Annotated in this window: 13 protein-coding genes and 1 pseudogene; 7 read left to right on the forward strand and 7 right to left on the reverse strand. The window is 72.7% G+C overall.

Translation table 11 applies throughout. The features are described 5' to 3' along the window. The 3 genes from IEY94_RS01095 to IEY94_RS01105 all read right to left on the reverse strand — a co-directional run bounded on the left by IEY94_RS01095 (nucleotide 1) and on the right by IEY94_RS01105 (nucleotide 2,943). The gene (locus IEY94_RS01095) at nucleotides 1–1,092 is read right to left on the reverse strand and encodes a DUF932 domain-containing protein (RefSeq protein ID WP_229783222.1); all 1,092 of its coding nucleotides are present in this window, start codon (nucleotides 1,090–1,092) and stop codon (nucleotides 1–3) included. A gap of 195 nt (nucleotides 1,093–1,287) precedes the next feature. Continuing rightward, nucleotides 1,288–1,920: a hypothetical protein gene (locus tag IEY94_RS01100; protein WP_189168103.1), complete on the reverse strand. Its 633-nt coding sequence runs from the start codon at nucleotides 1,918–1,920 to the stop codon at nucleotides 1,288–1,290. Between the two features lie 366 nt (nucleotides 1,921–2,286). After that, nucleotides 2,287–2,943, reverse strand: a complete 657-nt coding sequence (locus IEY94_RS01105; protein WP_189168104.1) for a helix-turn-helix domain-containing protein — start codon at nucleotides 2,941–2,943, stop codon at nucleotides 2,287–2,289. A gap of 103 nt (nucleotides 2,944–3,046) precedes the next feature. Between IEY94_RS01105 and IEY94_RS01110 the strand changes: the two genes are divergently transcribed. Continuing rightward, on the forward strand, nucleotides 3,047–3,253 hold the full coding sequence (locus tag IEY94_RS01110) for a helix-turn-helix domain-containing protein (RefSeq protein ID WP_189168105.1): 207 nt from the start codon (nucleotides 3,047–3,049) through the stop codon (nucleotides 3,251–3,253). A gap of 38 nt (nucleotides 3,254–3,291) precedes the next feature. Continuing rightward, nucleotides 3,292–3,939, forward strand: coding sequence for a hypothetical protein (locus IEY94_RS01115; RefSeq protein WP_189168106.1), 648 nt, complete (start codon nucleotides 3,292–3,294; stop codon nucleotides 3,937–3,939). Between the two features lie 16 nt (nucleotides 3,940–3,955). On the opposite strand, the gene dusB is transcribed toward IEY94_RS01115, so the two are convergent. Then, a complete protein-coding gene (gene dusB, locus IEY94_RS01120; RefSeq protein WP_189168107.1) occupies nucleotides 3,956–5,083 on the reverse strand; it encodes a tRNA dihydrouridine synthase DusB in 1,128 nt (375 codons plus the stop codon). A 68-nt stretch (nucleotides 5,084–5,151) separates the two neighbouring features. Beyond that, nucleotides 5,152–6,636 (reverse strand): recombinase family protein, encoded by a 1,485-nt coding sequence (locus IEY94_RS01125; RefSeq protein WP_189168108.1) that lies wholly within the window; start codon nucleotides 6,634–6,636, stop codon nucleotides 5,152–5,154. Nucleotides 6,637–6,673: 37 nt separating this feature from the next. On the opposite strand from IEY94_RS01125, the pseudogene IEY94_RS01130 reads away from it, so the two are divergent. Beyond that, nucleotides 6,674–7,492 (forward strand): annotated as a pseudogene (locus IEY94_RS01130) (tRNA dihydrouridine synthase); the annotation flags it as partial. 32 nt (nucleotides 7,493–7,524) lie between these two features. On the opposite strand, the gene IEY94_RS01135 reads toward IEY94_RS01130, so the two are convergent. Next, the gene (locus tag IEY94_RS01135; RefSeq protein WP_189168109.1) at nucleotides 7,525–9,366 is read right to left on the reverse strand and encodes a glycoside hydrolase family 9 protein; all 1,842 of its coding nucleotides are present in this window, start codon (nucleotides 9,364–9,366) and stop codon (nucleotides 7,525–7,527) included. A gap of 172 nt (nucleotides 9,367–9,538) precedes the next feature. Here IEY94_RS01135 and IEY94_RS01140 point away from each other — a divergent pair, with 172 nt between their 5' ends. The 4 genes from IEY94_RS01140 (at nucleotide 9,539) to IEY94_RS01155 (ending at nucleotide 16,996) form a co-directional block, all read left to right on the forward strand. Continuing rightward, on the forward strand, nucleotides 9,539–10,723 hold the full coding sequence (locus IEY94_RS01140) for a sensor histidine kinase (RefSeq protein WP_189168110.1): 1,185 nt from the start codon (nucleotides 9,539–9,541) through the stop codon (nucleotides 10,721–10,723). A gap of 225 nt (nucleotides 10,724–10,948) precedes the next feature. Then, on the forward strand, nucleotides 10,949–13,669 hold the full coding sequence (gene ppdK / locus IEY94_RS01145; protein ID WP_373291154.1) for a pyruvate, phosphate dikinase: 2,721 nt from the start codon (nucleotides 10,949–10,951) through the stop codon (nucleotides 13,667–13,669). A 135-nt stretch (nucleotides 13,670–13,804) separates the two neighbouring features. Further along, nucleotides 13,805–15,085, forward strand: coding sequence for a deoxyguanosinetriphosphate triphosphohydrolase (locus IEY94_RS01150; protein ID WP_189168112.1), 1,281 nt, complete (start codon nucleotides 13,805–13,807; stop codon nucleotides 15,083–15,085). Between the two features lie 123 nt (nucleotides 15,086–15,208). After that, nucleotides 15,209–16,996 carry a hypothetical protein gene (locus IEY94_RS01155; protein WP_189168113.1) on the forward strand — a complete coding sequence of 596 codons (1,788 nt, stop codon included), beginning with the start codon at nucleotides 15,209–15,211 and terminating at the stop codon, nucleotides 16,994–16,996. Nucleotides 16,997–17,012: 16 nt separating this feature from the next. Here IEY94_RS01155 and IEY94_RS01160 read toward each other — a convergent pair whose 3' ends face one another. Further along, entirely contained in the window at nucleotides 17,013–17,498 is a 486-nt protein-coding gene (locus IEY94_RS01160; RefSeq protein ID WP_189168114.1) for an NlpC/P60 family protein, read from the reverse strand. Between the last annotated feature and the right edge of the window lie 27 nt (nucleotides 17,499–17,525).

Here is a 17,525-nt window from a genome sequence, read left to right on the forward strand (position 1 = left end):
TTAGGCGGCGGCTGCGGCCAGGCGCAGAGCGGCGATGGCGGTGGACTCCATCTCGTGTGCCGCGTCGGCGTCGGTCAACGTCTGGGCGACGGAGGTGACCGCGTGCATGATCCCGCCCGCGGACAGGTCACCGCCGCGGATGAAATGATTCAAAATGTCGGTCTGCTGCTCGTCGCTGTACCGCAGCTTCTGCCCGACGAGCTTGATCGTGGTGTCGGGGTCGGCGACTTCCGCGCCCGCCTCGACCTCCAGCTCCCGGACGATGCGGGTCACATAGTCGACGTCCAGGAACGACCGGACGGCGTCGGTGGTCTTAGCGGTGATCAAATCCAGGTTCCGGCGCTGCGTCTCCGCCGATGCGATGATCACCCCGTCCTCATCGGTCAACTGCGCCCCGAGGTGCGCTCGACGTAGGGCGTTCTGCTTGACGACCAGACCGTTGCGGCACACCTCGAACCGCAGCCACGGCGCCACAGAGAACGCACCGCAGCCGGTCTCACTGTTGGCAATGATGAACCCGCCGGAGATCACCGGCAGGTCCGCGCCGCGCCGGCCGTCGAACGGCGACCGATAGTTTCCCAGCAACTGGGGGGACAGCACCTGCACCTGCGGGGAAGTGACCCGCACATACATGCGCCGCTCCGACAGGTCACACCCGGCAATGTCCACCGGCGTGCCGGAGTCACGGATGCCCTGCAAAGCGGCCAGGAGGACGTCGAGGTTCTCGATCCGGTTGTACCGGTCAGACAGGAACGCCCGCGCCACCCCCGTCCCGGCCTCCCCGCGCAGACAGCGGATCAGGAAACGGCGGGGGTCGCGGGCCAGCCAGGTGTTGACGTTCTCGTCATACAACTCCGGACACTCCCCGGCCATCCGCCGCAGGTAAGCGGTCGGGATGCCGAGCTTGTCGGCAATACCGCTCTGGGCGATGTCGTTCACGCCGTAGGTGCCGGCAGTCATGGTGACACCCGCGTCGGTCAGCTGCGGCTCAGTGCCGTCCAACACGAGGTTGCCGCCCACAGCGCGGATCGCTCCGGCGCCAGCGATCACGTCCACAGCGCGGGCCTTCTGCTCCCGCAGCAGGGCGACCATGGACTGCAGTTCCAAGTGTCGGGTGCCGGCAAGGTCAACGGGTGAAGCAGTCATGACAACGAACTCCCATCAAATTTGGGCTTGAGGTCGGCGAAGGTCGAGGTCGTGGCGCCACGCGGGCAGCAGGAACGGCCCGGTCAACGCCGGTTGAGGTGAAACAGGTGAGGCGAAGGCCGATTGGCGGGGCGTGACGGGTTAGTCCTCGTCGACGTCCTCGACCTCGTCGATGCTGATGTTGTCGACGTCGAGGCTGCCGTCGATGTAGCCGTCAGCGGCGGAGGCGTCCACGGTCAGACTCTGCCGGCCGTCGTACTCGGGGTTGCGGGCGTCGCCGGCGTCTACCTCGTAGCTGCCGGTGATCGTGAAGGTCACCCGCTTGCGCGGCTGGTAGGACTCCATGTCGAACTCGGCCAGGAACGCATCCAGCCCGTTGCGGCAGACCTCGCCGTCACGGTGCTTACCGATCGCGTACCGGCGGATCGCCTCCAGCTTGTCCACATGCTCACCGGCGGCCCGCTGACTGGCCTGCCGGTATTGCTCGGCCTGGCTGGACAGCACGCTGGCCGCGCCGCGCAGCAGTTCGATCTGCCGGCCGGCGTCCTCGATCGCCGTAGCGCTCGTGGTGGCCTGGACGGTGCGGGTCACGCCGGTGTCCAGCAGTACGTCGATCGACTGGCCGCGGCGGGTCAACACCACGGCGTCGTGCGGCGGTGTCGACAGCCGCACGGTGGCGAACGGGGTCGCGAGGTGGTGAAGATCAAGCGCCACCGGCCGCGGATTGGCCGACTGCGGGTCGGAGTTAGGGGTGGGCTGGTTGTCGTCTGTCATTACGGGCTGCCTTCCAGGCAGTGCACCACCCCACCCCACCAGAGTGGAAGGGACGGGGTGTTGGCGGGACGGTCACGCGCCCGGAACTGTTCGGCGTGGGTTGGCCGTGGCCGCAGCGCGTGCTGGCTCCGACAGACGCGCCGGCAGCCGCCAGGAGGGCGGCAAGGCAAAAGAGCCGAGAAGATCTCTGACCGCAAGGTCAAGATCTTCTCGGCTCGCCTTGCGCCCGACCAGGCAGCCGGCCAGCGTCAAGGGCCAGCACCGCCGGCCCGGCACCGCACGCACGAGTGCCGCCTGCGCTTCGCCCGCGCCACCTTCTGACTGACGACGTTTCACGATGACCGCCCACCTGATGTGGGTGTCGAATCAGGCGTCAGCCTCGCCCAGTTCTTCCTTGACCACCTCGATGATTTTCCGGGCGTGCTCTGGGGTAGCGCCGCCGATGACCGCCATCTGTTGCAGGTTGTCGAAAAACGCCGACGCTTGGGTCCGCATGGTCGCCGCGAGCCGATCCGTGTCGGCGTCGATCTCGGCGGTACGTCGGCGGGCGCGTCGCATCGCGGCGGCGTGGACGGCGGCCTTGGACTCTGGGGCCGCCTCCGAGGAACTGTCGCCGCCGGAGCGTTCGAGCGCGTAGCCCAAATAGCGGCCGGCGTGTGACTGCGGCAACGGCTGGCGGCCAACCATCCACTGCTCGGCCGTCCGGGCGTCGGGGACCGTGACGTCATCGGTGATCGCCAGATGCCTCGCGTCATCCGGCGGAGCGAGTAGGTGGGCCGGGGCCACATCCAAGACCAACGCGAAAACCAGCAACTCGTCCACCGACACGCCACGCCGCCCGGTCTCGATGTTCGCGAGCACGTTGAGAGTCATCGCCGGGGCACCCAACTCAGCGCACCGGCTGGTGAACACCGTCGCCGACATGCCGCGCCGCTTCCGCAACGACTTTACCTGCGCCGCGACCACCGCACTCGCCCGAATCCGGGCCGGGTGACCGTTCTGCCCAATACCCTCACTTGTCATATAAACAAGTTACCAAGCTTCGATTGACAAGTCGAGGTTTCATGATCCAAACTTTTCAGCATGTCGATACAACAAGCTCACTTGTCGAATTGGGAGGTTGGTGATGGACGCGAACCAACGGCTGTGGACTCACGACGAGACCGCGACATGGCTGCACATCTCGCCCTGGACCCTGCACCACCTGTGCATCAACGGCCGCGGACCCAACCGCTACAAGGTCGGCAAGCACCACCGCTACGACCCGACCGAGGTGCGCAGCTGGCTTCGCACCCACCTCAGCACCACCACCTCACGCGCAGGTACCCGATGACGCCCCAGACCGACATCCCGCCCGTCCGACGGTTTGTCGTGGCACCTGACCTGTTCAGCACCAACCCCCAAGACTCCGCCGCCCGCGCGTTCAGCAAGTACGTTGCCTCAAGCTGCCCGGACGCCGTCGTTGTCGTCGTCTCAACCGGCACTGAGCCAGTCGCCGCCGCCACCGCCATCGAGCAACTGCGCGCCGACTATGGCGGCCCGGTCACCCTGCTGTACGGCGGGATGATGCAGTCCCGGTTACACCGCCACGGCGGCTGGCCTTCACTGCGGGATGTCGCAACGACCGGCGGCCCGTACCCGATCACCGACGGGTGGCGAGTCGTTGCCCTCAATCCGAAGGGCAACTGTCGATACGCCGGCGCCCAGGCAATCCGCCTCGCGCGGGTACTGCGCAGCAACGTCATCTGCGCCGGAGGTAGCAGCACGTCCGTGCTGAGTGTGACCGTTAAGTGGGACGGCTGCGAGACGCCGATCTGGGCGGTGGAACTCGGCCGAGTGCCTGCGGGCAGGACGGTGAGCGCAATGGAACTGCCTTCATTCGTGATCTTGGAGGTGGGACGTCAGCCGGCCCAACCGCAGCTGGTTTCCTTCAGAGCCGACGGCAGTTTCACTGTGGACGGTGTCGAATACGCGGACGGGTCTACAACCGCACCCTCATCCATGCGCACTGCTGCTTGACGCCCGATGATGAGTGTCAGCCGCCGGAGTCCTCCATCTCGGCGGCGGCTGGCACAGTGGTGCTGTCGCGGTCGTCAAGCCAGCCGTACGGCAGGCTGACCTTACCGGGGCTGTTGGTTCGTCCGCGGGGCTTGCCGAGAATCGCCTCGGGGAACGGCGCGCTGAAGTCGAGCTGCTCGGCCAGGCGTACGAGTTCGTCCAGAGTCGAGGTCATCGCCATGCTCCGGCGCAGCTCGGACCCTACGGGGAAACCTTTGAGGTACCACGCCACGTGTTTGCGAAAGTCCGTCACGCCTTCCCGCTCACGGCCCCACCACTGAACCAGAAGCTCAGCGTGACGCAGCATCATCTTGACGACCTCGCCGAGCGCGGGGCGGGTCCGGCGGGGGTCGCCGGCAAACGCGGCGGCGAGGTCCGCGAATAGCCAAGGCCGCCCGAGACAGCCTCGGCCGATGACGACGCCATCGCAACCTGTCCGGCGCACCATCTCCAGCGCGTCTTCGGCCTCCCAGATATCACCATTGCCCAGAACCGGCACGCTCAGCTCCTGCTTGAGCTTGGCGATGGCCTCCCAGTCCGCCTGACCGGAGTAACGCTGCGCGGCGGTGCGTCCGTGTAGAGCCACCCAAGCGGCGCCCGCCTCCTCGGCGATCCGCCCGGCTTCCAGGTACGTCTGGTGCTCGTCGTCGATGCCGATCCGCATCTTCACGGTCACCGGCACGCCCGCAGGCGCGGCAGCTTTGACCGCTTCACTGACGATCTGGCCGAACAACCGGCGCTTCCACGGCAGCGCCGCGCCACCGCCCTTGCGGGTCACGCGGGGCACAGGACAACCGAAGTTCATGTCGATGTGGTCCGCCAGGTCCTCATCCACAATCCGGCGCACCGCCGCGGCCGTCACGTCCGGGTCCACGCCGTACAACTGGAGACTGCGAGGACGCTCGTCGTCCGCGAACGCGATCATGCGCATGGTCTTCGGGTTGCGCTCGACCAACGCCCGGGTCATCACCATCTCGCAGACGTACACACCGGCCCCCTGCTCCCGACACAGCTGCCGGAACGCCACATTGGTGATACCCGCCATGGGGGCCAGGACTACCGGCGTGTCGATGGCGAAGCGCCCGAACCGCAGGGGAGATGTCATCTGGGGAGGATGACACACCACCGGCAGCCGACCCGCAGTCGGTGCGTGGCTGGCCGTAAGGCGCCCCCTCATCGGCCGGCCTCCGCAGGCAGGGTGAGGCGGGCGAGGATGTTCTCAGGGATTTTCAGCGCCACCGACAGGTGGGTAACGTTCTGGACCACCGCTTGGATTCCGGCGTCCAGTAAAAGGGCCCTCCGCTTCTGCTCGTCGGACGACGACCATGCCTCCTCCCATGTCTGGCCGGTCGACTCGAACCGAACGCCCGCCACGGCGGGTTCCAACCCTTCCAGCTCCTCACGCCTGGCCTCCAAGCCCGCATAAGTACGTCGGAATTCGGCACTACCGCGTTCACCCTTGAACAGACCGGCAGCACGGTCCGCCCGCAGATCCGCCATCGCCTGCTCCACCTCCGCCAGTTCCCGTTGGTGGTCGGCCCCCTTGACATAGACCTGACGAGTCACCTGGGCCGAACCGATCTCGTCGAGCAGCGCCTCTTCGACAATCTGCTCCAGATCCTCAGCACGACAGTTCCGAGTCTCACAGTCCCGATGCATGTTGCGAGTCGGGCACTTGTAGTACGTGTAGACCTTCTCGCCTCTTCGCTGCCGCTGCTTGTAGAGCGGACGACCGCACAAACCGCAGAGGGCCACGTTAAGCAACGGGCTGGGCTCGGTCACACCTCGCTTGAAAGATCGACGATCAATCGCTGCCTGCACAGCATCAAACCTGTTCTGCGACAGAAGCTCGGGCCCCCTCTTGATGGGCATGCCGTCCTCGCCTCGAACGACCTTGCCCTTATGCATGGCGATGCCACGAAGCGCCGGCGAGCGCAACAGCGTCCCCATCGTGGTCACCGTCCACAGGGTGCCCCGCTTCTCCTTACCGCTGGCGACCCGTCCGAAATCTCTCGGCGCGGGCACCTTACGCTGGTTCAGGTCGTAGGCAACCGAGTTCATCGACTCACCGCCGACGACCCGCTCGACGATCTCCATTAGCAGCGCTTGGGCCTTCGGATCCACGTCGAGCACCCATCCGTTCCCATCCGGGTTCGGCACCGGTTTCGTACCAAAAATCGGCGTCCCACCGCCCCAGCGGCCGGAGCTACGCAAGGCCTTATGCGCCCCAGTCACGCGCTCCCGGATGGCGCTCGCCTCCATCTCAGCGAACACCGCCACCAGGTACACCAACGCCTTGCCCAGCGGAGTCGACAGGTCGAACGGCTCCGTAGCGCTGACGATGTTCTTGCCGTTCTCCTCACACCACTTGATCAGCTCAGCCAGATCACCCACCTTGCGGACCAGGCGGTCGAGGCGCCAGACGATGAGGGTGTCCCACTCGTCCTTTCGCTCCGCGAACCATGGGCCCAGCCCCGGGCGCTCCATCGGGGGCACCTTGCTGGCCGAGACGTCGAGATCCTTCGCCACGCCAACCAGGCGCCCGTCACGCTGGGCGGCGGCGCGCTCGATGTACTCCTGCTGGCGCTCAGGGCTGGTCGACGCGTCGGTCAGGACCGATAAGCGGATGGCTCCGAGACAGCGTTCCTGCATGATCATCAATGTAGCTCCAGGTCAGAGGCGTTTGCAATCCTCTAACTTCGGGTGCCCCGTACCCAAGGTCACCCGCAAGGGCGGCGGCGCGGCCCTGCCCTGGCGCCGCCGCCTCTTCGCCCGGATCGTCGCCGGGGCCGTCCGCGCCGCCGGCGACCTCCCCGTCACCGTGAAGATGCGCAAGGGCATCGACGACGACCACCTCACGTACCTCGAGGCGGGCCGGATCGCGCAGGACGCCGGCGTCGCCTGGGTGGCGCTGCACGGCCGGACCGCGGCCCAGCGGTACTCCGGCACCGCCGACTGGTCGGCCATCGCCGCGCTGGTCGACGCGCTGGACGTCCCGGTGCTCGGCAACGGGGACATCTGGGAGGCCGACGACGCGCTGCGGATGGTCCGGGAGACCGGGTGCGCGGGCGTCGTCGTGGGGCGCGGGTGCCTCGGGCGGCCGTGGCTGTTCGCCGACCTCGAGGCCGCGTTCGCGGGGGACGGGCGGCGGGTGCTGCCGCACCTCGGCGAGGTGGTGGCGGTGATGCGGCGGCACGCGGAGTTGCTGGTCGGGCACTTCCGGACCGAGCGGGACGGGTGTACCGATTTCCGCAAGCACATCGCCTGGTACCTGAAGGGGTTCCCGATCGGCGGGGAGACCCGGCGGGCGCTGGCGATGATCTCCAGCCTCGCCGAGCTGGACGACCTGATCGCCGTCCTCGACCCGGCCGAGCCGTTCCCGGTGGCGACGCTCGGGCAGCCGCGGGGGCGGACGAACGCGCCGGGCAAGGTGTTCCTGCCGGCCGGCTGGCTGGCGGCCCGCGACGACGACGCCGTCCCGGAGGGCGCCGAACTCGCCGACTCCGGCGGCTGACCACCACCACCGACAGGTCCACGCCGCCGCCCTCAGGGCAGGGCCACCGCCAGCAGGGCCGACGCCGTGAAGTCGATCGCCGGCTCCGCCGTCGGCCACGCCGCCGTCGCGTCCCGGAACGCCCCACCCCCGCCGTCGTACCCGCCCACGTCCACCCCGGCGCACCGCCGCGCCCCCGACGGCGTCGCCAGCCCCTTGAGCAGCGACGCCTTGTTCGGCCCGTTCACCACCGCGCCGTCGAGCCGCTCGCCGGTCAGGTTGGCGATCTGGTGGTGCGGGCAGCGCGGGTAGGTCGTCCCCGCCCCGATCATGAACGACACCCCCCACGCGTTCCCGCCCAGCGCCCACGCCCGCTGCCCCGCGCCCAGCGCGGTGAACTCGTCGCCGCCGCCGGCCCGCCGGTACAGCGCGGCCGTGGCCGCCAGGCCGAACGCCTGCGGTACGGCGTCGAACCGGGTCACCGGCGCCGCGGCCCCGAACGGGTCCTTCGCCGCGCGGTCGCCGGCCGCGGCCAGCGGCGCGCGCAGGCCGGCGAGCAGGGTGTCCCGGTCGGGGCCGGCCGGGACGACCGGGAGCAGTTCGGCGATGGCCAGCGCGCTGACGTCGGCCGCGCCGAGGACGGCGACGTCGCCGTCGCGGGCGTGGGCGGTGGCCCAGCGGGTCGCGTCGGCGCGCCACCGCGCGGCCCGGGGGTCGCCCAGCCGGGTGGCGGCCAGGGACAGTTCGGCGGCGCCGAGGGCCAGGTCGTCCTCGGCGCCGCCGTCGGTGTAGTAGGTGCCGGGGTACGTCGTGACGGTCGCGCCGGGGTCGGCCCGGTCCAGGATCGCGGCGGCGCGGGTCAGCAGGCGGCGGGCGGCGGCGCGGTCGGCGGTCAGCCGGGCGCCGAGGGCCAGGGCCGCGGCGACCCGGCCGGCGAGGTTGCCGGGGATGCCGTCGGTGCCGGCGTGGGCCGGGAAGACCGGGCGGAAGGAGAGGTAGTAGTCGTTGTCGCCGCGGGCGGGGCGGGTCGCGTCGTCGCGCTGGGGGAGGCGCCAGCGGTCGTGGTCGCCGAGGACGCCGTCGCCGCCGTCGCCGAGGCCGACCTGGGCGTGCAGGGTGCCGGTGCGGGCGTCGTACATCCGGTCCAGCCAGGCCAGCCCGAACGCGGCCTCGCGGGCCAGCGGGGTGCCGGCGGCGGCGCGGCGCTCGCGCTGGGCGAGCAGCAGGGCGATCGTCGCGTACGCGGCGGTGTGGGTGAACTTGAGGTAGTCGCCGGCGTCGTACCAGCCGCCGCCGGCGTCCAGCGTGCCGCCCGCGGGCGCGAGCGGGCCGGTCAGGGTGTCGCCGTCGTACTCGGGCGCGTCGTACCGGGTGGCGGTGCGGTCGGCCAGGTGCGCCGGGCGGCGGTCGAGGACGCCCGGTACGACGTCGGCGCCGTCGCGCTGGGCCTGGAAGAAGCGGACCGCGCGGTCGGCCAGGGCCGCGTGCGGGTCGGCGGCGACGGCGAACCACGGCGAGGTGGCCGCCGGGCGGGCGACGACGATCCGGTACCGGCCGGGGTCGCGCAGCGCGGTCAGGTCGAGCGGGCGGACGGCCGGGTACCGGTCGCTCCACTCGCCCCGGCTGCCGCCGGCGGTGCCGCGCAGCACCACCGCGTCGTTCTCGTCGCGGACCTCGAACGGGGCGTCGTCGTCACCGTCCGTCATCAGATAGGCGATCTTCGGGCCGGCGGCGGCGTACCCGACCTGGTCCACCCGGACCGCGGCGGCGCCGCCGGCGGCGTCCGGCCCGCAGGCCGCGGCGGCGAGCAGCAGCGCGCCGGCCAGCAGCGCGGCGCCGGCGCGGCGCACCCGGCCGGTCGGCGCGGCCGGGCGCGGCGGGCGGGTCGGCGGCACCGGGCCTCCTCGGCGGTCGCGGCGGTCGGGGCCCGCCGGGGTCACCCACCGTACCCGCGCGCGCTGGGCGCCTCCCCCGGCCGTGGGCGCGGCGCGGGCGTTGCGGGTGGGCTCGACCGGGTTGTCCGAGTACGCGTCCGGCGTGGCGGCGCCGTCGTACACTCGGTCCGCGGTGAGCGGATCCTGGTACCGACCGGCGGACGCCGGACCCCGGGCGGCAGCCAGGCAAGCGGCCGTCCTGCTCGTCGTGGCCGGGCTGATCAACCTGATCCTCGCGCTGTTCAGCAGCCACCCCCTGCTCGACCTCGGCTACGCCGGCACCAGCCTGGCGATGGCCGCGCTGGCCGGCTTCCTGCCCTGGCGCCGGTGGCCGCCGCTGTGGCAGCTCGTACTGGTCCCCCTGCAACTGGTGAACGTCGCGTTCTCCACCGTCACCTTCGGCGGCTTCGAGGCCGGCAACGGGCCGTACCTGGTGCTCATGCACGCGTGGATCGGCCTGAACTTTCCCCGCTGGGTGACCTGGGCGGTCGCCCCGGCCACCGCGCTGTCCTACCTCGCCGCCCTGGCCGTCGTCGAGCCGGCGGCGCTGTCCGCGGCCCAGTGCCTGATCCTGCTGCTGGTCTGCGTCCTGGTCGGGCTCGCCATCACCGCGCAGATCCAGGCCCGGGAGCGGGACCGGGACCGGGTGGCCCGGGTCGAGCGGTGGCGGGCGGCGCTGACCGCGACGCTGGCGCACGACCTGCGCTCGCCGCTGGCCACCATGCAGACGGCGGTGGAGATGGTCCGCGACGAGGTGGACGAGATGCCGGCGGGGGAGCGGGAGCGGCTGCTGGGCAACGTGCAGCGGCAGATCACCCGGATCAGCCGGCTGTCGACCAGCCTGCTGGACATGGAGCGGGTGGACTCCGACGGCCGGCTCCGGCTGGACCTGGCGTCGGTGCCGGTGGCCGAGGCGGTCACCGAGGCGGTGGAGAACGTCGCCGCCGCCGGGGTGGCCAACGCCGTCCCGGCGGGGCTGACCGTGACCGCCGACCCCGAGCGGCTCCAGCAGATGCTGATCAACCTGATCGGCAACGCGCTGCGGCACGGGCGGCCGCCGGTGGTGGTCCGGGCCGAGGAGGTGCCGGGGTGGGTCTCGATCGAGGTGCGCGACCACGGGCCGGGCATCTCGCCGGAGGTCGGCCGGACCCTGTTCGCCCGCTTCGGCACCGACAGCGAGGAGGCCGACGCGGTCGGCCTGGGGCTGTGGATCGTCGACCAGCTCGCCCGGGCGCACGGCGGCCGGGTCCGGTACGAGCCCGCCCAGCCGGGCGCCCGCCTGATCATCATGCTGCCCCGGGCCGCCGATGCTGCTTGATCAACGTGACGTCTTGTGCGCGAAACCCCTGCACCGCGCGCACGAAACTGCGGCAATCCCGACCTCGGTGTGCCGAGCGTCACGCCGGGCTCCCGACAGGCCCCGACGTCGCATAACGTCCGGCCCAACGGGTGACTACGGATGGGTGGCCAACCCCTTACGCCGTCGGGGCGCCGCCACCCATCGCGCCGTCAACAGACACCCATGGGCTTTCAGGAGGCTTACGTGACCGGTCAGCAGACGACTGGGGAACCAGCGGCCAGCAAACTGGTGTACGACTTCGCCGAGGGCAACAAGGACCTCAAGGATCTGCTCGGCGGCAAAGGGGCCAACCTGGCCGAGATGACCAATCTCGGCCTGCCGGTCCCGCCGGGCTTCACGATCACCACCGAGGCGTGTCGGGCGTACCTGGCCACCGGGGACCAGCCGGCCGGGCTGGCCGCGCAGATCACCGCCCACCTGGCGGCGTTGGAGCGGGCGATGGGCCGCCGGCTGGGCGACGCCGGCGACCCGCTGCTGATCTCCGTCCGGTCCGGGGCGAAGTTCTCCATGCCCGGCATGATGGAGACCGTCCTGAACGTGGGCCTGCACGACGGCAGCGTGGCCGGGCTGGCCGCGCAGACCGCCGGCGAGAACGGCGAGCGGTTCGCCTGGGACTCGTACCGGCGGCTGATCCAGATGTTCGGCAAGACGGTGTGCGACGTGCCGGGCGAGGAGTTCGAGCACGCCCTGGACTCCGCCAAGTCCGCCCGCGGGGTCGCCAACGACCTCGACCTGACCGCGGGCGACCTCAAGGCGCTGGTCGACGCGTACAAGAAGATCTTCGTCGAGCACGCCGGCCGGGACTTCCCGCAGGACCCGCGCGAGCAGCTCGACATGGCGATCGGCGCGGTCTTCCGGTCGTGGAACTCCGACCGGGCGGTGCTGTACCGGCGGCAGGAGCGCATCCCCACCGACCTCGGCACGGCCGTCAACGTGCAGTCGATGGTCTTCGGTAACCTGGGCGCCGACTCCGGTACCGGCGTGGCCTTCACCCGCGACCCCGGCACCGGCGCCCGCGGCGTGTACGGCGACTACCTGGCCAACGCCCAGGGCGAGGACGTCGTCGCCGGCATCCGCAACACCCTGCACCTGGACGAGCTGGAGCAGCTCGACAAGCCCTCGTACGACCGGCTCATGGAGATCATGGCCACCCTGGAAGCCCACTACCGGGACCTCTGCGACATCGAGTTCACCATCGAGCGCGGCAAGCTGTGGATGCTCCAGACCCGGGTCGGCAAGCGGACCGCGGCGGCGGCGTTCATCATCGCCAACCAGCTCGTCGACGAGGGCGTCATCGACCTCGACGAGGCGATCTCCCGGGTGACCGGGGCGCAGCTCGCGCACCTGATGTTCCCCGCGTTCGACCTGTCCGGGGAGCCGACCCCGCTGGCGAAGGGGGTCGCCGCGTCGCCGGGCGCCGCGGTCGGGCGGGCCGTGTTCGACGCGCACCGGGCCGCCGAGGTGGCCGCCGGCGGCGACCGGGTGATCCTGGTCCGCCGGGAGACCAACCCCGACGACCTGCCCGGCATGATCGCCGCGCAGGGCATCCTCACCTCGCGCGGCGGCAAGACCAGCCACGCCGCCGTCGTCGCCCGGGGCATGGGCAAGACCTGCGTCTGCGGCGCCGACTCCCTCGACGTGGACGTCGCCGGGAAGACCTTCACCGTCGGCGGCACCACGATCGCCGAGGGCGACGTGATCTCGATCGACGGCACCACCGGCAAGGTGTACGCCGGCGAGGTCCCGGTCCGGCCGTCGCAGGTCGTCGAGTACTTCGAGGGCAGCACCGCCGCCGACGCCTCGCCGCTGGTCGCCGCCGTGGACCGGCTGCTGAAGCATGCCGACGGCGCCCGCCGGCTCGGCGTCCGGACCAACGCCGACACCGGCGCCGACGCCGCCCGGGCCCGCCGGTTCGGCGCCGCCGGCATCGGCCTGTGCCGGACCGAGCACATGTTCCTCGGCGACCGGCGCGAGCTGGTCGAGCGGCTGATCCTCGCCGAGAGCCCCGCCGAGCGGGAGGCCGCCCTCGGCGCGCTGCTGCCGCTGCAGCGGGCGGACTTCACCGAGATCCTGACCGCGATGGACGGGCTGCCGGTGACCGTCCGGCTGATCGACCCGCCGCTGCACGAGTTCCTGCCCGAGCTGACCGACCTGACGGTGAAGGTCGCGCTGGCCCGGGAGCGGGGCGTCGACCCCGGCCGGGACGCCGAGCTGCTCGCCGCCGTCCAGCGGATGCACGAGCAGAACCCGATGCTCGGCCTGCGCGGGGTCCGGCTCGGCCTGATGATCCCCGGCCTGTTCGCGATGCAGGTACGGGCCATCGCCGAGGCCGCCGTGGCCTGCGGCGAGCGCGGCGGCGACCCGCGGCCGGAGATCATGGTGCCGCTGGTCGGCGCCGTGCAGGAGCTGGAGTCGGTCCGGGCCGAGGCGGAGCGGATCATCGCCGAGGTCACCGCGGAGCGGCCGGTGCACGTGCTGATCGGCACGATGATCGAGGTACCGCGGGCGGCGCTGACCGCCGGGCAGATCGCCGAGGCGGCGCAGTTCTTCTCCTTCGGCACCAACGACCTGACCCAGATGGCCTGGGGCTTCTCCCGCGACGACGTCGAGGGCGCGTTCTTCTCCCGGTACCTGGAGCTGGGCATCTTCGGCGTTTCGCCGTTCGAGTCGATCGACGCCGACGGCGTCGGCCGGCTGGTCCGGATCGCCGTCGAGGAGGGCCGGGCCGCCCGCCCGGACCTCAAGCTCGGCGTCTGCGGCGAGCACGGCGGCGACCCCGACTCCGTCCACTTCTTCCACGCCGTCGGGCTGGACTACGTGTCCTGCTCGCCGTTCCGGGTGCCGATCGCCCGGCTGGAGGCCGGCCGCGCCGCCGTCGCCACGGCCGGTTCGGACTCGCGCTGACCGCCGCGGGTGGGGCGGCCGCGGCCGGCCCACCCGCCCGGCCTCCACACCGGAGCGTTGCGGGTGCGGCGGAGCGTTGCGGGTGTGGCCGCGCGGCCGGCGGACAAAGCGCGGCGCACTCGATAGGCTCGGCGCGTGAGTGACGCACCGGGAGCGGGCGCGCCCGACGGGCAGCGGTGGGCGCCGGAGCCGCGCAAGCCGACCGGCAACGACCGCTCGCCGTACGAACGGGACCGGGCCCGGGTGCTGCACTGCGCCGCGTTCCGCCGGCTCGCCACCAAGACCCAGGTGCACACCGCCGGCACCGGGCCCGCGCACCCGGGGCCGGGCGGCGCCGGCGACTTCCTGCGCACCCGGCTCACCCACTCCCTGGAAGTGGCGCAGATCGCCCGCCACCTCGGCGAGAGCCTCGGCTGCGACCCGGACGTGGTGGACGTCGCCGGGCTCGCCCACGACCTCGGCCACCCGCCGTTCGGGCACAACGGCGAGGACGCGCTCGCGGTCGTCGCCGAGGGCTGCGGCGGGTTCGAGGGCAACGCGCAGACCCTGCGGGTGCTGGCCCGGCTCGAAGCGAAGATCCACTTCTCGGACGGCCGGTCCGCCGGGCTGAACCTGACCCGGGCCGCGCTGGACGCCGCCTGCAAGTACCCGTGGCCGCGCCGCCCCGGCCGGAACAAGTTCGGCGTGTACGCCGACGACGCCGACGTGTTCGCCTGGCTGCGCGCGTCCGCCCCGCCCGGCGAGCCGGAGCGGCAGTGCCTGGAGGCGCAGGTCATGGACTGGGCCGACGACGTGGCGTACTCGGTGCACGACGTCGAGGACGGCGTGTTCGGCGGGCACGTCCGGCTGCCGCACCTGATGGACGACGCCGACGAGCGGGCGGCGCTGTGCGCGGACGTGGCCGGCAAGTACTCGGCCGAGTCGACCGCCGCGCTCGGCGCCGTCCTGGTCGACCTGCTGGCCGAGCCGGTGCTGGCGCCGCTGGTGTCCTACGACGGCGGGCACCGGGCGCAGGCCGCCCTGAAGGGGGCGACGAGCGCGCTGACCGGCGGCTTCGTGGCCGCGGCGGTGGCGGCCACCCGCAAGGAGTTCGGCGACGGGTCGCTGCGCCGGTACGCCGCCGACCTGGTCGTACCCGAGGAGACCCGGGCCCGGGTGGCGCTGCTCAAGGGCATGGCGCTGCGGTACGTCCTGCGCCGGCGCGGCGCCGAGCCCGGCTACCAGCGGCAGCGGGAGATCATCACCGAGCTGGTGCACGCGCTGACCCTGCGCGCCCCGACCGTGCTGGACCCGGTCTTCGCCCCGCTGTGGCGGGCCGCGCCGAACGACGCGGGCCGGCTGCGCGTGGTGATCGACCAGGTGGCCTCGCTGACCGACCCGGCCGCCGTCGCCTGGCACCAGCACCTCGCCGGCTGACGCCCATGCGCCCCGCCGCCCCGCGCCCCGCCGCCGCGGCTCCCGCCGGTCGGCCGTGTCAGATTTGTCCGATTCATGACGTATGGGAGAGGATGGAAACAGTCGACGCACGGGAGTGAGCGCATGTACGTGGTCCTCGCCTGGTTCGCGCGGCGCCCCGCCGGCCGCCGGGACCACGCGGCCCGGGCCGCCGCCGCGGTCGACGCGGTCGCCCCGCCGTCGTACCGGTCCGACGCCCGCGGCGACGCCACCTGGGGCCTGTACGTGCGCAGCGCCCCGCGCCCCGGCCCCTGGCCGGCGTTCGCCAGCGCCGACGGCGTCACCGCCGTCTCGCTCGGCCTGCCGATCGGCCTGGACACCACCGGCGGCCCGGTCGGCCTGGCCCGCCGGGTGCTCGCCGGCGCCGACCCCGCCGCCGGCGTGCTGCCGCCGTTCGGCCTGATCGCCGCCGGGCCCGACGGCGCCGTCACCGTCGCCCAGGACTGGCTGGGCATGTCCCGGCTGTTCACCGCCGAGCACGACGGCGTGGTCGCCTTCGCCAGCCGGCCCAGCCTGCTCGCCGGCTTCCTGTACGGCCGGACCGAGCCCGACCCCGACGCCTGGGAGTCGTACGCCGCCAGCGGCCACTTCGGCGCCGACAGCGCCCCGGTCCGCGGGGTCCGGCTGCTCGCGCCCGGCGCCCGGTACTGCCTGCTCCCCGGCACCGCCGGCTGGCGGCTGACCCGGCGCACCGGCCGTACGGTCGACGACCTGGTCGCCGCCGGCCTGGACCGGCGCGGCGACCCCGACCGCGCGGTCGCCGCCGCCGCCGACGGCATCGCCGCGGCGGCCGCCGCCACCCACGACCTGTGCGGCGGCGACCTGCTGCTCGGCCTGTCCGGCGGCAAGGACTCCCGGGTGCTGGCCGCGGCCTTCGTCGGCGGCGGCCGGCTGCCCCGGCTGCGCACCAACGCCGACACCCCCGCCGAGGGCGCCACCGCCGAACGGCTCGTCGCGCTGCTGCGCGGGCGCGGCCTCGACCCCGCGCACGAGCTGGTCACCGCGGCCGCGCCGGCCGCCGTGCTGCGGGTCGGGCTGCGCGAGCGCGGCGTCCGCCTGCTGCGCCACTACGACCACCAGTTCCCGTCGACGTACCTGGTCCGGCCCGCCGTCGCCGGCGTCCCCGGCGACGGCCCGCCCCGGCTCTCGCTCACCGGCGCGGGCGGGGAGCTGGCCACCGGGTACTGGTACCCGACGGAGCCCGACCTGCTCGGCGACCGGCTCGCGGTCGAGCGGGCGATCGCCGCCCGGCACCTCGGCGCGGCCGGCGCCGGCCTGGCCCGGCCGGCCCGGGAGCGGCAGCGGGACCGGCTCGCCGGCCTGCTCCGGCACGCCGCCGACCTGGGCGTGGCCGGCGCGGACCTGGCCGACTACGTGTACCTGACCGAGCGGATGCGCCGCTGGTCCACCTCGGCGTACGCGCCCGGCATGGTCACCCCGTTCCTCGCCCCGGCGGTGGTGACCGCCTGCTTCGCGCTGCCGCCGGCGCTGAAGCTGGCCCGCCGGCTGCACACCGCGGTGGTCGCGCGGTTCGTGCCCGAGTGGGCCGACGTGCCGTACGTCTCGGTCGGCACCGGCCGGTCCACCGCCGCCCGGATCTGGCAGGGCGACGGCGCGGCGACGATCCGCGGCCTGCTCGCCGCGGCGGCCGACGCGCCGCTGGCGGCGCCGGTGCGGCCGGACGCGGTCCGCACCGAGCTGGCCCGGTACCAGTGGCGGCGGCGCACCCGGGACGACGCGACCCGGCAGTTCGTCTACCTGGCGCTGGCCGACCGGGCGCTGCGCGGCGGGCCGCCGGTGGTGCGGCAGCGGGACTGGGCGGCGCTGGACCGGCTGCGCGGCGGCTGGGTCCTGGCCACCGGCCGCCGCTGACGGCCCGGCCCGGGGCTCAGTCGGTGACGTGGTGCGGGCGCAGCGCGCGGTAGTGGTCGGCCGGGTGGTTGGCCAGCATCGGCTGGGTGAACGTCGCGTGTGGGCAGTGCTCCAGCCCGCCGCCGCCGAAGTGGTAGAACGCGAAGCCGATCGGGTGCGCCCGCCACGCGGCGAACAGCAGCACGTGGTGCTCCGCGAACGGCCCCTCGACGTTGTCCAGCAGGTCGCCGGGGCGCAGCGCGGACCGGGGGATCGGCGTGGTCCACCGGTCGGTGGCCAGCTCGTCGGTGTCCGGGCCGGTGCCGTGCCGCAGGTCCAGGGCCATGCTGACGAAGCCGGAGCAGTCGAGCCGGTACCGGTGCGTACCGTCCGGGCCGGCGATGGCGTCGGCCTCCTCCTGCGAGTAGGTCAGCGCGTCCCGGCGCAGCCACCAGGCCCGGGCCCGGGCGAGCACCGCCCGCCGGGAGATCGCCGTGGGGTGCCCGCCGGTGCCGTCCGTCATCGGGCCAGCGTACGGGCGCCGCCCCCG

This window comes from Pilimelia anulata (assembly GCF_014647895.1).
Classification (GTDB): Bacteria; Actinomycetota; Actinomycetes; order Mycobacteriales; family Micromonosporaceae; genus Pilimelia; species Pilimelia anulata.

Coding starts and splice junctions, on each gene's coding strand:
- IEY94_RS01095 (WP_229783222.1), bottom strand. CDS start 1,092: ATGGTCGCCCTGCTGCGGGAGCAGAAGGCCCGCGCTGTGGACGTGATC.
- IEY94_RS01100 (WP_189168103.1), bottom strand. CDS start 1,920: ATGACAGACGACAACCAGCCCACCCCTAACTCCGACCCGCAGTCGGCC.
- IEY94_RS01105 (WP_189168104.1), bottom strand. CDS start 2,943: ATGACAAGTGAGGGTATTGGGCAGAACGGTCACCCGGCCCGGATTCGG.
- IEY94_RS01110 (WP_189168105.1), top strand. CDS start 3,047: ATGGACGCGAACCAACGGCTGTGGACTCACGACGAGACCGCGACATGG.
- dusB (WP_189168107.1), bottom strand. CDS start 5,083: ATGACATCTCCCCTGCGGTTCGGGCGCTTCGCCATCGACACGCCGGTA.
- IEY94_RS01125 (WP_189168108.1), bottom strand. CDS start 6,636: ATGATCATGCAGGAACGCTGTCTCGGAGCCATCCGCTTATCGGTCCTG.
- IEY94_RS01155 (WP_189168113.1), top strand. CDS start 15,209: ATGTACGTGGTCCTCGCCTGGTTCGCGCGGCGCCCCGCCGGCCGCCGG.
- IEY94_RS01160 (WP_189168114.1), bottom strand. CDS start 17,498: ATGACGGACGGCACCGGCGGGCACCCCACGGCGATCTCCCGGCGGGCG.